We start from the raw sequence: 14331 nt of genomic DNA on the forward strand, positions 1-14331 counted from the left end.
GAGCCGTCAGAATTAACCGCGACGCGCTTTCACCGCATTCGCCAGCTGGCGCAGGATGGCGTCGGTGTCATCCCAGCCGATGCAGGCATCGGTCACGCTCTTGCCGTACACCAGCGGCTCGCTGCCTTCCAGGTTCTGGTTACCTTCAACCAGATGGCTTTCGATCATCACCCCAATTACCGCCTTCTCACCGCCGGCAATCTGCTGACAGACGTCTGCGCCCACTTCCATCTGCTTTTTAAACTGCTTGCTTGAGTTGGCGTGGCTGAAATCGATCATCACCTGCGGTGGCAGCCCGGCTTTTTCCAGCCCGACTTTGACTTCGGCCACATGCTTTGCGCTGTAGTTCGGCTCTTTGCCGCCGCGCAGAATGATATGGCAGTCACCGTTACCGCTGGTGTTAACGATGGCGGAGTGGCCCCATTTGGTCACGGACAGGAAGCAGTGCGGTGCGCCCGCTGCGTTGATGGCGTCGATAGCCACCTTAATGGTGCCGTCAGTGCCGTTTTTGAAGCCAACCGGACAAGAGAGACCGGACGCCAGCTCGCGGTGAACCTGAGATTCAGTAGTGCGGGCACCAATTGCCCCCCAGCTCATCAGGTCTGCCAGATACTGGGGCGTAATCATATCCAGGAACTCACCGGCCGCAGGCAGCCCGCTGTCGTTAATCTCCAGCAGCAGCTTGCGCGCAATGCGCAGACCGTCGTTGATCTGGAAGCTGTTATCCATGTGCGGATCGTTAATCAGCCCTTTCCAGCCAACGGTAGTGCGCGGTTTTTCAAAATAGACGCGCATCACGATTTCCAGCTCATCCTTCAGCTCTTCACGCAGGGTGAGCAGACGGGCTGCGTATTCTTTCGCGGCAGCAGGATCGTGGATAGAGCATGGGCCAATCACCACCAGAAGACGATCGTCATTACCTTTCAGGATCTTATGGATCGCTTTACGAGCATGAGAAACCGTGTTTGCGGCATTTTCAGTGGCGGGGAATTTCTCAAGGAGTGCTACAGGAGGTAATAACTCATTGATCTCTTTAATACGTAAATCGTCGTTCTGATAATTCATCTTCGTTCCAGCTCTGCCATATCTTTAGTAATGAAAGCAATCCTTTCAATCTATCTTGTCGCTCAGGAAGTGTAAACACGGTTTTACACTTCACGCAGATAATTCCTGGAATTCGCCTAAAAATCGCCACAAAATAGCGAAAAACGAGATCTAACCTAAGCTTTTTAACTGTAACAACCATTTTTAAACGCTTAAACGCGATTCCCGACTGACGTAAGTCCGTATGGCGGAATCTTTCGCCTCTGAAAAAGATGCACTGTTGGAAAAAGTTATCCAGCGTAACGACAAGAACAGGAGCACCATGATGAAAATGACAAAACTGGCAACCCTCTTCCTGACCGCCACCCTCACCCTGGCCAGCGGTAGCGTTCTTGCGGCCGAAACGGGCTCATCGGGTAACGGTGATGCAAACGCGGCTGCGTCAGCAGGCCAGGTCGCCCCTGATGCCAAACAGAACGTCGCCCCGAACAATGTCGATAATAGTCAGATCAATAATGGAAACACCAACACCGGCGGCACCATGCTGCACCCCAACGGTACCGACTCCGGCACCATGAATCATGACAGCATGAGCAAAGATGAAGTTCATAAGAACTCCATGTGTAAAGATGGCAAATGTCCCGACCCGAATGACAAAGTGGGGGATGATGCCAATACCAAAACAGATGGTACGACTCAGTAACCGGCTGTGAAATTAATGATAAAAGGAGAGCTAAGGCTCTCCTTTCTTTTTGAGTAACCTATTAAAAACGCTACACTAAAAACGATAACGAATCAGGAAAGATAACATGGCACACACACATTCCCACGCCGCCGGCGACGACAACGCTAAACGATTGCTGCTGGCCTTCGGCGTCACCGCAACCTTCATGATTATTGAGGTCATCGGCGGTCTGGTCTCCGGCTCTCTGGCGCTACTGGCTGACGCCGGGCATATGCTTACCGATGCAGCGGCGCTACTTTTCGCCCTTCTGGCCGTACAGTTTGCCCGTCGTCCCCCCAATACACGCCATACCTTCGGCTGGCTGAGGCTGACGACCCTTGCCGCCTTTGTTAACGCGATTGCCCTGGTGGTCATTACCATTCTTATCGTCTGGGAGGCCATTCAGCGCTTCAGACATCCTCAGCCGATTGCCGGGGCGACAATGATGGTGATTGCCGTGGCAGGGCTGGTGGCGAATATCCTGGCCTTCTGGATTTTGCACCGCGGCAGCGAGGAAAAGAACCTCAACGTGCGCGCGGCGGCTCTGCATGTGCTGGGGGATCTGCTCGGTTCAGTCGGGGCAATTGTCGCCGCGCTGGTGATCCTCTATACCGGCTGGACGCCTGTCGATCCGATTTTGTCCGTGCTGGTGTCGTGTCTGGTCTTGCGCAGCGCCTGGCGGCTGCTGAAGGAGAGCGTGAATGAACTGCTTGAAGGGGCTCCGGCATCCATGGACATCGACGAGCTGAAGCGCAACCTGCGCCGTACTGTTCCGGAAGTCCGCAATGTCCACCACGTGCACGTCTGGCTGGTGGGGGAGAAACCGGTCATGACGCTTCATGTCCAGGTGATCCCGCCTCACGACCACGATGCGCTGCTCGATCGCATCCAGCACTTCCTGGAACATCACTACGACATTAGCCATGCCACCGTTCAGATGGAGTATCAGCCCTGTAGCGGACCGGACTGCCACCTTAACGAGGCGCAGTCCGGTCATTCACATCATCATGACCACTAGCTGGAAAGCGCGCGAGAGCCTCGCTCACGCGCGCTGTTAATCCACATCCGGCTACCGTTCAGCGCGATGAAGGTCAGCAACAGATATTCCAGCGACATGGCATAGACGCCCTGCAGGGCGAAGATCGCCACGCTGATAACGTTGATGATGACCCACAGCAGCCAGTTCTCAACGTATTTACGGGTCATCAGAATCATCGCCGCAATCGACAGCACCATCATGCAGGAATCCCAGAACGGGAAAGCATCCGGCTGGAGTTCTGGCATCGTCACGTTCAGGCCGATGCCGGACATGACCGAAACGGCAATGCGGGTCAGGAACGCAAACACCGGATTGATGTAGACGGTCATTAAGTCAATGGCGACCACGCAGGCGACAAACCAGGCGATGGCTTTCGGCAAGGGCAGCCAGCGAATCTGCAGCTCTGCTTCCTGCTGGCTGTTCTGACGCGACCACGCATACCAGCCGTAAATATTGGCGGCGAAGAAGAACAGCTGCAAAAGCAGGCTGGCGTACAGCTGGATCTGGAAGAAGATAATCGCAAACAGCGTGACGTTAATCAGCCCGAACGCATAGTTGCTGATCTTCTCAAGGCTTGCCAGCCAGATACACAATAATCCCGCCAGCGTACCAACGGCCTCAATCCATGACAGGTCATAGCCACCTGCACCAATCGGTATATGAACCAGAATGTTCTGTGTGCTAAAAAAATCCATCTTTTCCCCGGGGCGTAGTGAATTAAGTACGTAGTGTAGCCGCAAAATCCAGCATGCGGTTAAGCGGAATTAACGCGCCTTCACGCAGGGCAGCATCCACGTGGATTTCATGCGCCGCACCACCGGTTTCTAACCCTTCGGCAATCGCTTTCAGGCCGTTCATCGCCATCCACGGGCAATGCGCACAGCTGCGGCACGTTGCTCCCTCGCCTGCCGTAGGCGCTTCGAGAAGCTCTTTCTCCGGCACGGCCTGCTGCATCTTGTAGAAGATACCGCGATCGGTCGCCACGATGAGCTGCTTGTGAGGCAACGTTCTGGCCGCGTTAATAAGCTGGCTGGTTGAACCCACGGCATCCGCCATGTCGACAATCGACTGCGGAGATTCAGGGTGCACAAGAATGGCGGCGTCAGGATAAAGCGCCTTCATGCGCGCCAGCGCCTGCGTCTTGAACTCATCATGAACGATACAGGCGCCCTGCCAGCAGAGTACGTCAGCCCCCGTCTGCTTCTGAACATAATTGCCGAGATGGCGATCAGGCGCCCAGATAATTTTCTCCCCCAGACTATCCAGATGTTCAATCAGCTCAACGGCGATGCTTGACGTGACCACCCAGTCTGCCCGCGCTTTCACTGCTGCCGACGTGTTCGCGTAAACCACCACGGTCCGGTCAGGGTGGGCATCACAGAAGGCCGTGAATTCGTCAATCGGACAGCCGAGATCCAGGGAACACTCCGCGTTAAGCGTGGGCATCAGAATGGTTTTTTCCGGGCTCAGGATCTTTGCCGTTTCGCCCATAAAACGCACGCCGGCCACCAGCAGCGTGGAAGCGGGATGTCGTGCACCGAAGCGCGCCATCTCCAGTGAGTCAGAAATGCAGCCGCCGGTCTCTTCCGCCAGCTGCTGAATTTCCGGGTCGGTGTAGTAATGGGCCACCATCACCGCGTCGCGCTCTTTAAGAAGACGTTTAATCTTCTCGCGGTAGAACTGCTTTTCGTCCTGGCTCAGTGGGACAGGCTTAGGCGGAAACGGATAGATTGCGGCTTCAGGATCAAACATCACACTCATTATGGCTTCTCGTTTTACGGGCTTAACAATATTGCCTTTCATTTGCCTGACATAGCAAAACGCGTGGCAATTGTGTTTTGTATACTAAACAAGATAGCGAATCTGGCGTGAAAAGTCACCGGGAATAGATGGGCGGAGCATTTGTTGTACCGCAGATAGCAAAAAGGCGCCTTTAGGGCGCCTTTCTACACTGGTGGGTCGTGCAGGATTCGAACCTGCGACCAATTGATTAAAAGTCAACTGCTCTACCAACTGAGCTAACGACCCCTTGCGGGATTTTTTTCTTCGAAGTGGTGGGTCGTGCAGGATTCGAACCTGCGACCAATTGATTAAAAGTCAACTGCTCTACCAACTGAGCTAACGACCCATTCGGGTGCTGACTTCGAAGATTTTTACTCGGTACCACTTTAAAGTGGTGGGTCGTGCAGGATTCGAACCTGCGACCAATTGATTAAAAGTCAACTGCTCTACCAACTGAGCTAACGACCCGAGTGGTGGGTGATGACGGGTTCGAACCGCCGACCCCCTCCGTGTAAAGGAGATGCTCTACCAACTGAGCTAATCACCCACTCTGTACTGCCGGAACTGCGTTAAGTGGTGGGTCGTGCAGGATTCGAACCTGCGACCAATTGATTAAAAGTCAACTGCTCTACCAACTGAGCTAACGACCCACTTTTATGCTGCTTTCACGTTGTTTGATATCCCGTGGCAACGGCGGCATATATTACTGATTTAAGAATTCTGCGCAACAAAAATTTCGATGAAGATCACTTAACTGCTTAGTAATCATGCTGCACGACCAGAAATAACGCGATTTCTGGTCATGCGATAATCATCCCATCGAATTCAGACGTTTTTGCGCCTGCTTAGCACCTTCGGTACCCGGGAATTTTGCGACCACCTGCTGATAAACCGCTTTGGCTTTCGCCGTGTCGCCTTTGTCCTGCATGATCACGCCAACCTTATACATCGCATCTGGCGCTTTCGGCGATTTTGGGTAATTTTTCACCACTGAGGCAAAATAAAACGCCGCATCGTCCTTTTTACCCTTGTTGTAATTCAACTGACCGAGCCAGTAATTGGCATTTGGCTGATAAGTGGAATCAGGGTATTTCTTAACAAAGCTCTGAAACGCAGCAATCGCGTCATCCTGACGAGATTGATCCTGCACCAGGGCAATGGCCGCATTGTAGTCCGTATTCGCGTCACCGCTCTGTACAGGCGCGCCTGTTGAGGCTGACGTATCAGCTGATGGCGCTGGGGTAGACGTCGCCGCACCGCTCTGATCGCCTGCGGCTGGCTGCGCTGCTGCACCACCACCGCTGCTCAGGCTATCTATCTGCAACAAGATTTGCTTCTGACGTTCCACAACCTGATTAAGCTGATACTGGCTTTCCTGAATCTGACCGCGGAGAGAGTCAATATCATTCTGGTTATCGGAAAGTTGTTGCTGGAGTTGGGTTAAAAGCTGGCTGTGAGCGTTAGAAATACGCTCGAGTTGAGTGACCCGGTCTTCTACCGAGCCTGAGCCGACACTACTGATTGGTGCCTGAGCAAAAGCGGCCCAGGGGGCCGCTATTCCAACCAGTAACGACAGACTCAACAGATGATGTCTGAAGTTACTGCTCATGCAATTCTCTTAGTAAACCAGTACGGCACGACGGTTTTTGGAGTAAGCCGCTTCGTCGTGACCCAGTACTGCAGGTTTTTCTTTACCGTAAGAAACGATGGAGATCTGGTCAGCAGAAACGCCTTTACCCTGCAGGTACATTTTAACAGCGTTAGCACGACGTTCACCCAGGGAGATGTTGTACTCTGGGGTACCACGTTCGTCCGCGTGACCTTCTACGGTGACTTTGTAAGATGGGTTGCTACGCAGGAAGTTAGCGTGCGCATCCAGCATCGCAGCGAAGTCAGAACGGATGTCGTATTTATCCAGATCGAAGTAAACGATGTTGTTCTGCTGCAGCTGCTGCATCTGAAGACGCGCCTGCTCTTCAGAAGACATGTTGCCATTGCCGTTCGCGTCCATACCGGTGCCGGCACCCATCATGCCTTCGCCGCTCTGGTCATTGCTGGCGTTCTTGTTAGAAGAACACGCTGCGATTGCCATTACAGGCAGAGCGATCATCAGCCCCTTCAGCACTTTGTTCAGTTGCATTTCTATGATTCCTTTAGTAATCAATTAATTATTATTTACAGATACGGCGACCAGGCAGGTGATTTTACCTGTCCATCAGTTGCCGGAATACGCGCTTTGAAACGCCCATCTGTAGAAACCAGATTCAGCACAGATCCCATCCCCTGAGAAGAGCTGTAGATTACCATAGTGCCGTTAGGTGCCAGACTTGGCGTTTCATCCAGGAACGTTGACGACAGAACTTGCACGCCACCCGCTACCAGATCTTGTTTGGCAATGTGCTGCTGCCCGCCGTTGGAGCTGACCATTACCATAAATTTACCGTCGCTGCTCACGTCTGCGTTCTGGTTCTGAGAACCTTCCCAGGTAATACGCTGCGGAGCACCGCCGTTGATGTTGACTTTGTAGATTTGTGGACGGCCGGCCTGGTCAGAGGTAAACGCCAGGTTTTGACTGTCCGGGAACCATGAAGGTTCGGTGTTGTTGCTGCGACCGTCGGTCACCTGACGGATCTGGCCAGAGCCAATGTCCATCACGTACAGGTTCAGGCTACCGGTTTTAGACAACGCAAAGGCCAGTTTAGAGCCGTCTGGAGAGAACGAAGGCGCACCGTTGTGACGTGGGAAAGACGCCACCTGACGAACCGCACCGTTTGCCAGCGTCTGGATAACCAGCGCAGAACGGCCGCTTTCGAAGGTGACATACGCCAGCTTAGAACCGTCCGGAGACCAGGCTGGAGACATCAGTGGCTGCGAGGAGCGTTTCACCAGGAACTGGTTGTAGCCATCGTAATCAGATACGCGCAGCTCATACGGGAATTGACCACCGTTGGTCTGCACCACGTACGCGATACGGGTACGGAACGCGCCTTTAATGCCGGTCAGTTTTTCAAATACCGCATCGCTGGCAGCGTGTGCCGCGTAGCGCAGGTACTGCTTAGTGACCTTGTAAGAGTTCTGGGCCAGAACGGTACCTGGTGCACCGCCGGTATCCACCAGCTGCCAGGCCACGTTGTAAGAACCGTCCGGATTAGGGGTAACCTGACCCACAACCACGGCATCAATACCCAGTGCAGACCATGCTGCAGGCTGAACTTCCTGCGCGCTACCCGGCTGCTGTGGCAGGCGAGAACGATCTAACGGGTTGAATTTACCGCTGTTACGCAGGTCAGCCGCCACGATGCCACCGGCATCTTCAGGTGCAGCGCCAGGACCGGCCCACTGGAACGGAACAACACCGATTGGGCGTGCCGAGTCCACCCCCTGGGTGATCTCGATACGTACTTCTGCGTGCAGTACTGCTGCCCACAGCATTAAAAAACTAAATGCTACACGTAATGCCTGCTTCATCATATCTCCCTTATCCGGGTAACCTTACCCACGATAATTTAGCAGAATGTTAACAAACTCAAATAGACAAAACTACCCGAACCCTGTGACTAAACTTGGTCTATTTTTCCCCGTTTGCACGGGGAAAATGTAACTTAAGGTTTGAAGTCCAGCGGCGCATTTTTGAAGACTTCGTAGACTGCCTGCGAAGGCGGTTTAGGCATCTTCGCCTGACGCGCTGCAGCCAGGGCCGCAGTACATAAAGCCGGGTCGCCACCTTCAGACTTAATATCCAGCAGCATGCCGTCCGGAGCCAGTTTTATACGCAACGTACACGTTTTACCGGTATAGGAAGACGCATCATAGAATCGGCTTTCAATAGCGGATTTAATCTGCGCGGCATAACCGTTGATTTCAGCCCCTGTCGCACCGTTACTCTTAGTGTTACCACTTCCGGTCGGCGCTGCGTTGTCTCCTTTCGCCCCACCGCCCGTTTTCGGCGCATTCTTACCGGAGCTCAAATCGCCGAGCAGATCGTCAACCCCTGCGGCAGCAGCGGCTTTTTCAGCGGCGGCAGCCTTTTTAGCAGCCGCTTTTTCAGCTGCTGCTTTCTTATCGGCAGCGGCCTTCTCAGCTGCAGCTTTTTTGTCAGCAGCGGCTTTTCCGGCGGCTGCCGCTTTTTCTGCCGCGGCTTTTTCTGCTGCTGCTTTCTCTGCAGCAGCCGCTTTCTTCGCGGCCTCGGCAGCAGCTTTCTTCTCTGCTTCCTGAGCGGCCTTCTTCGCGGCTTCCGCTTCTGCTTTCTTCTGAGCATCAGCTGCGGCTTTCTTCGCGGCTTCGGCTTCCGCTTTCTTCTGAGCATCAGCGGCCGCTTTCTTCGCGGCTTCGGCTTCCGCTTTCTTCTGGGCATCAGCAGCCGCTTTCTTCGCCGCTTCTGCCGCTAATTTCGCCTGGGCATCAGCCTGTGCTTTCGCGTCCGCTGCGGCTTTTGCTGCCGCCTCTTCCGCCTGCTTTTGCTGTTCCTGTGCTTTTTTCGCGGCCTCTTCGGCTTGTTTCTGCTGCTCTGCCTGCGCTTTCGCAGCTTCCTGCGCCTGCAAACGTTCTTTTTCAAGCTGCTTCAGACGTTCCTGTTCGGCAGCCTGCTTTTCACGCAGCTCTTCCGCCTGCTGTTGCGCCTGTTTTTCACGCTGCTCTTCAGCCCGTTTTGCACTCGCCTTCTGCTGCTGTTGGCGATTATAGTTCTGTACTACCGCACCGGGATCCACCATGACGGCGTCAATGGAAGATCCTCCACCGCCGCCGGCTGATGCATCAATATGCTCGTCGAACGAACTCCAGATCAGCGCTGCAAAGAGAATAACGTGCAGCACTGCGGAGACGATTATCGCTCGCTTAAGCTTGTCGTTCTGTTCGGTTGCCTTTGACACTATCGGTTCCCAAAAACTACGCGGATGATCAAATAGGTTGGGTCATTAAGCCAACTGACTTAACACCCGCACTATGTAGCAAGTTCAGCGCTTTAATAATTTCATCGTAGGGTACGTCTTTCGCGCCACCGATTAAGAAGACCGTTTTCGGATTTGACTCCAGGCGACGCTGCGCTTCTGCAATAACCTGCTCAGGTGGCAGCTGATCCATACGATCTTTTTCTACCACGACGCTGTATTGCCCTACGCCGGAAACCTCAATGATAACCGGAGGATCGTCATTGGTGCTCACCGCCTGTGATTCTGTCGCATCCGGCAGATCCACTTCCACGCTCTGGGTAATGATTGGCGCTGTTGCCATGAAGATCAGCAGCAGTACCAGCAGGACGTCCAGCAGTGGAACGATATTGATTTCGGACTTGAGTTCGCGACGACCTCGTCCACGCGATCTGGCCATGGTTTACCCCTTGTTGCTCTCGGTGCTGGTAAACGCCTGACGGTGCAGAATCGCAGTGAACTCTTCCATAAAGTTGTCGTAGTTCAGTTCCAGTTTGTTCACGCGCTGGTTCAGACGGTTGTAAGCCATAACCGCAGGAATTGCCGCAAACAGACCGATAGCGGTCGCAATCAGTGCTTCAGCGATACCCGGTGCAACCATCTGCAACGTGGCCTGCTTCACCGCGCCCAGCGCGATAAAGGCGTGCATGATCCCCCACACGGTACCAAACAGGCCGATATACGGGCTGATGGAACCGACAGTACCGAGGAACGGAATATGCGTTTCAAGGTTTTCCAGCTCGCGGTTCATCGAAATGCGCATCGCACGAGAGGCACCTTCCACCACCGCTTCCGGCGCATGATTGTTTGCACGATGCAGACGGGCGAACTCTTTGAAACCGCTATAGAAAATTTGCTCGGAGCCGGTCAGGTTTTCACGACGTCCCTGGCTTTCCTGGTACAGACGAGAAAGCTCAATGCCCGACCAGAACTTATCTTCAAACGCTTCAGCCTCACGGCCAGCGGCATTGAGGATACGCGTTCTCTGGATGATGATGGCCCAGGATGCGATTGAAAAACCAATCAAAATCAACATGATAAGTTTAACCAGAAGGCTTGCCTTCAGGAACAAATCAAGGATATTCATGTCAGTCACTGCTTAAACTCCGCGACAATAGACTTAGGAAGCGCACGAGGCTTCATTATGGTTGGATCAACACAAACAATCAGCACTTCAGCTGAGTTCAGTACGGTATTCTCTGCGTTGACTATCCGCTGCGTGAAAACCAGTGAGGTCCCGCGCATTGATGTAATTTCAGTTTGGACTTCGAGCATATCGTCGAGTCTGGCAGGCGCAAAATACTCAAGCGTCATCTTGCGTACCACGAAGGCAACTCGCTCAGCCAACAGCACCTGTTGACTAAAGTGATGATGGCGCAGCATCTCTGTGCGTGCCCGTTCATAAAAAGCAACGTAGCTGGCGTGGTAAACCACACCACCGGCATCGGTATCTTCGTAATAGACACGAACCGGCCATCGAAACAGCGTTGTATTCACTTTACATCCCAGTAATGCAACAAAAGTTAGAGCTTTTAAACTTCGCTACTATACGCGCGGGAAAGATGGTTTGGAATGGGGGAAAGTAAACGGAGAGTAAATTTTTATGGGCTCGGGTAAGCCCATAACGTTAACGGACATTTCTTATTCAGAAGAAGAAGAAAATCAAACCGGCGAGTAGCACCAGATCGGCGATCGGCGGGCAAAAAATTCCCTGCCAGTGAACGGCTTTCGGACGAAAGCCCACGCCGTGGATCACACCTGCGCACACCGCCCACATGATGAGGAAGCCGTGCCAGATTTCAAGCTCGCTGGTTTTCGCTGCAAAGCGCGAAGGGTCCCAGAAGATACAGCCTGCCAGCAGTAATGCCATCACTAAAGAAAGCGCCCGTAACAGGCGCTTATCCATTACCGCGTAAAGTTTCGCGATAATATTCATCAGTGTTTTTCTTCACCCGCTTTGGTCGCTTCAACGTGCTCAAGCGCCAGGGCAGTGATGACACCAAATGCACAGGCAAGAAGCGTCCCTAAAATCCATGCGAAATACCACATATTCAGCTCCTTACTTAATACATAGAGTGGGTATTGCTTTCGATATGTTCTTTCGTGATGCGACCGAACATTTTCCAGTAACACCAGATGGTGTAGGCCAGAACAATCGGAACGAACACGCAAGCAACATACGTCATCAAGTTCAGCGTCATATGGCTGGACGTTGCATCCCACATGGTCAGGCTAGCATTCAGCATAGTGCTGGATGGCATGACGAATGGGAACATCGCAATACCCGCCGTCAGGATGATGCATGCCAGAGTCAGTGAAGAGAACACGAACGCCAGCGCGCCTTTTTCCAGACGAGACGTCAACATGGTCAGCAGCGGCAGCAGCACGCCCAGCGCCGGGATCGCCCACAGCACAGGGGTAGTGTTGAAGTTCACCAGCCATGCTCCCGCCTGACGCGCCACTTCTTTGGTCAGCGGGTTAGACGGTGCGGTGTGGTTAATGGCAGACGTCACCACGTAGCCATCAATGCCGTACACCACCCACACACCGGCCAGCGCGAAGCAGACCAGCGTAACCAGCGCAGCAACCTGAGCCGTCGCGCGGGAGCGCAGATGCAGCTCGCCTACGGTACGCATCTGCAGGTAGGTTGCGCCCTGAGTGATGATCATTGCCACGCTGACGACACCGGCCAGCAGACCAAACGGATTCAGCAGCTGGAAGAAGTTACCGGTGTAGTAAAGACGCATGTATTCGTCCAGGTGGAACGGTACGCCCTGCAGCAGGTTACCGAACGCCACGCCGATCACCAGCGGTGGAACGAAGCTACCGATGAAGATGCCCCAGTCCCACATGTTGCGCCAGCGGGTATCTTCAATCTTCGAACGGTAGTCGAAACCGACCGGACGGAAGAATAAAGAGGCCAGCACCAGAATCATCGCCACATAGAAACCGGAGAACGCAGCCGCGTAGACCATCGGCCAGGCAGCGAACAGCGCGCCGCCTGCGGTGATCAGCCACACCTGGTTACCGTCCCAGTGCGGGGCGATGGAGTTGATCATGATTCGACGCTCGGTGTCATTACGACCGAGGAAACGGGTGAGCATCCCCACCCCCATGTCGAAACCATCCGTGACGGCGAAACCGATCAGCAGAACGCCAACCAGCAGCCACCAGATAAAACGCAATACTTCATAATCGATCATTTGATGACTCCTGTCTTAGCGTGCCGGCTGAGTAGTCGCAGTGGACTGCTCGTAGTGATAGCGACCGGTTTTCAGGCTGCTTGGGCCAAGGCGCGCGAACTTGAACATCAGGAACAGTTCAGCCACCAGGAACAGGGTGTACAGACCACAAATCAGCAGCATGGAGAAGATCAGGTCGCCTGCGGTCAGGGACGAGTTCGCTACCGCCGTTGGCAGCACCTCACCGATCGCCCATGGCTGACGGCCATATTCCGCCACAAACCAGCCGGACTCAATCGCGATCCACGGCAGTGGAATACCGTACAGCGCGGTGCGCAGCAGCCATTTTTTCTCGCCGATGCGGTTGCGAATCACGGACCAGAAGGACGCCGCAATGATCAGCAGCATGATGATGCCGCAGCCCACCATGATACGGAATGCGAAGTACAGTGGCGCAACGCGTGGAATTGAGTCTTTGGTTGCCATCTGGATCTGCGCTTCCGTCGCATCAGAAACGTTCGGGGTATAACGCTTCAGCAGCAGACCGTAACCCAGATCTTTCTTCACGTCGTTAAACTGATCGCGAACGGCCTGGTCGGTAGAACCGGCACGCAGCTGTTCCAGCAGCGAGTAGGCTTTCATACCGTTACGGATACGCTCTTCGTGTTGCACCATCAGCTCTTTCAGACCCGTCACCTGCTTATCAACAGAACGGGTGGCGATGATACCCAGCGCGTAAGGGATTTGAATAGCGAAGCGGTTTTCCTGCGCGTCCTGATCGGGAATACCGAACAGCGTAAAGGCAGCAGGTGCCGGCTGGGTTTCCCATTCGGCTTCGATAGCGGCCAGTTTGGTTTTCTGCACGTCGCCCATTTCGTAACCGGATTCATCACCCAGAACAATAACAGAGAGAATCGCAGCCATACCGAAGCTTGCAGCGATAGCAAAGGAGCGCTTGGCGAACGCGAAGTCACGACCGCGCAGCATGTAGTAAGAACTGATACCCAGTACAAACATCGCGCCGCACACATAGCCAGAGGCGACGGTGTGAACGAATTTAACCTGAGCAACCGGGTTCAGGACCAGCTCGGCAAAGCTGACCATCTCCATACGCATGGTTTCGAAGTTGAAATCAGACGCGATAGGGTTCTGCATCCAGCCGTTCGCGACCAGGATCCACAGCGCGGACAGGTTCGAACCTAATGCCACCAGCCAGGTCACCGCCATATGCTGGACTTTACCCAGACGGTCCCAACCGAAGAAGAACAGACCTACAAAGGTGGATTCAAGGAAGAATGCCATCAGACCTTCAATGGCCAGCGGCGCACCGAAGATATCCCCTACATAGTGGGAATAGTAAGACCAGTTAGTCCCGAACTGGAACTCCATGGTCAGACCGGTTGCCACGCCCAGTGCGAAGTTGATACCAAACAACTTGCCCCAGAACTTGGTCATATCTTTATAAATCTGTTTGCCGGAGAGAACGTATACCGTTTCCATGATGGCCAGCAGGAACGCCATACCGAGCGTCAGTGGCACAAACAGGAAGTGGTACATCGCGGTCAAGGCAAACTGTAAGCGCGACAGTTCGACTATATCTAACATCATGACTCCTTGCTCATCGCATGAAGA

General features: G+C 53.7%; 16 protein-coding genes and 5 tRNA genes. 2 read left to right on the top strand and 19 right to left on the bottom strand.

Features of this window, described 5'->3' with window-relative positions; all coding sequences use genetic code 11:
• Positions 1–12 precede the first annotated feature (12 nt).
• A complete protein-coding gene (gene aroG / locus ACOTXI_RS03260; protein WP_008501110.1) occupies positions 13–1065 on the bottom strand; it encodes a 3-deoxy-7-phosphoheptulonate synthase AroG in 1053 nt (350 codons plus the stop codon).
• 304 nt (positions 1066–1369) lie between these two features.
• Here aroG and ACOTXI_RS03265 point away from each other — a divergent pair, with 304 nt between their 5' ends.
• Together ACOTXI_RS03265 and zitB are read left to right on the top strand one after the other, a co-directional pair.
• On the top strand, positions 1370–1747 hold the full coding sequence (locus ACOTXI_RS03265; RefSeq protein WP_008501109.1) for a YbgS-like family protein: 378 nt from the start codon (positions 1370–1372) through the stop codon (positions 1745–1747).
• A gap of 106 nt (positions 1748–1853) precedes the next feature.
• Entirely contained in the window at positions 1854–2786 is a 933-nt protein-coding gene (gene zitB, locus ACOTXI_RS03270) for a CDF family zinc transporter ZitB (RefSeq protein WP_008501107.1), read from the top strand.
• On the opposite strand, the gene pnuC is transcribed toward zitB, so the two are convergent.
• From pnuC to cydA, 18 genes are all read right to left on the bottom strand, one after another.
• On the bottom strand, positions 2783–3502 hold the full coding sequence (pnuC, locus tag ACOTXI_RS03275; protein ID WP_058654741.1) for a nicotinamide riboside transporter PnuC: 720 nt from the start codon (positions 3500–3502) through the stop codon (positions 2783–2785). The genes zitB and pnuC overlap by 4 nt on opposite strands.
• Before the next feature lie 22 nt (positions 3503–3524).
• Complete coding sequence (gene nadA, locus ACOTXI_RS03280; RefSeq protein ID WP_008501105.1) at positions 3525–4568, bottom strand: quinolinate synthase NadA; 1044 nt, start codon at positions 4566–4568, stop codon at positions 3525–3527.
• A gap of 191 nt (positions 4569–4759) precedes the next feature.
• A tRNA-Lys gene (locus ACOTXI_RS03285) sits at positions 4760–4835 on the bottom strand.
• 24 nt (positions 4836–4859) lie between these two features.
• Positions 4860–4935 (bottom strand) — tRNA-Lys (locus ACOTXI_RS03290).
• Positions 4936–4981: 46 nt separating this feature from the next.
• Positions 4982–5057, bottom strand: a tRNA-Lys gene (locus ACOTXI_RS03295).
• A 3-nt stretch (positions 5058–5060) separates the two neighbouring features.
• Positions 5061–5136: transfer RNA gene (locus ACOTXI_RS03300), tRNA-Val, on the bottom strand.
• 27 nt (positions 5137–5163) lie between these two features.
• A tRNA-Lys gene (locus tag ACOTXI_RS03305) sits at positions 5164–5239 on the bottom strand.
• Positions 5240–5400: 161 nt separating this feature from the next.
• Positions 5401–6198: a cell division protein CpoB gene (cpoB, locus tag ACOTXI_RS03310; RefSeq protein WP_021241013.1), complete on the bottom strand. Its 798-nt coding sequence runs from the start codon at positions 6196–6198 to the stop codon at positions 5401–5403.
• A 9-nt stretch (positions 6199–6207) separates the two neighbouring features.
• Positions 6208–6729, bottom strand: a complete 522-nt coding sequence (gene pal / locus ACOTXI_RS03315; protein ID WP_003858578.1) for a peptidoglycan-associated lipoprotein Pal — start codon at positions 6727–6729, stop codon at positions 6208–6210.
• A gap of 35 nt (positions 6730–6764) precedes the next feature.
• Complete coding sequence (gene tolB, locus ACOTXI_RS03320; RefSeq protein ID WP_013097529.1) at positions 6765–8057, bottom strand: Tol-Pal system beta propeller repeat protein TolB; 1293 nt, start codon at positions 8055–8057, stop codon at positions 6765–6767.
• A 134-nt stretch (positions 8058–8191) separates the two neighbouring features.
• A complete protein-coding gene (gene tolA / locus ACOTXI_RS03325) occupies positions 8192–9460 on the bottom strand; it encodes a cell envelope integrity protein TolA (RefSeq protein ID WP_058653515.1) in 1269 nt (422 codons plus the stop codon).
• A 28-nt stretch (positions 9461–9488) separates the two neighbouring features.
• Entirely contained in the window at positions 9489–9917 is a 429-nt protein-coding gene (gene tolR / locus ACOTXI_RS03330) for a colicin uptake protein TolR (protein ID WP_003858589.1), read from the bottom strand.
• 3 nt (positions 9918–9920) lie between these two features.
• Complete coding sequence (gene tolQ / locus ACOTXI_RS03335; RefSeq protein ID WP_008501101.1) at positions 9921–10613, bottom strand: Tol-Pal system protein TolQ; 693 nt, start codon at positions 10611–10613, stop codon at positions 9921–9923.
• Complete coding sequence (gene ybgC / locus ACOTXI_RS03340) at positions 10610–11014, bottom strand: tol-pal system-associated acyl-CoA thioesterase (protein WP_003858593.1); 405 nt, start codon at positions 11012–11014, stop codon at positions 10610–10612. The genes tolQ and ybgC overlap by 4 nt, the downstream gene beginning before the upstream one ends.
• Positions 11015–11162: 148 nt before the next feature.
• Complete coding sequence (gene ybgE / locus ACOTXI_RS03345) at positions 11163–11453, bottom strand: cyd operon protein YbgE (protein WP_058653517.1); 291 nt, start codon at positions 11451–11453, stop codon at positions 11163–11165.
• The gene (cydX, locus tag ACOTXI_RS03350) at positions 11453–11566 is read right to left on the bottom strand and encodes a cytochrome bd-I oxidase subunit CydX (protein ID WP_003858598.1); all 114 of its coding nucleotides are present in this window, start codon (positions 11564–11566) and stop codon (positions 11453–11455) included. The genes ybgE and cydX overlap by 1 nt, the downstream gene beginning before the upstream one ends.
• A 14-nt stretch (positions 11567–11580) precedes the next feature.
• Entirely contained in the window at positions 11581–12720 is a 1140-nt protein-coding gene (gene cydB / locus ACOTXI_RS03355; RefSeq protein WP_008501099.1) for a cytochrome d ubiquinol oxidase subunit II, read from the bottom strand.
• Between the two features lie 15 nt (positions 12721–12735).
• Entirely contained in the window at positions 12736–14304 is a 1569-nt protein-coding gene (cydA, locus tag ACOTXI_RS03360) for a cytochrome ubiquinol oxidase subunit I (RefSeq protein WP_008501098.1), read from the bottom strand.
• Positions 14305–14331 lie beyond the last annotated feature (27 nt).

Source organism: Enterobacter cloacae complex sp. BZL2005, assembly GCF_049238885.1.
Classification (GTDB): domain Bacteria; phylum Pseudomonadota; class Gammaproteobacteria; order Enterobacterales; family Enterobacteriaceae; genus Enterobacter; species Enterobacter roggenkampii.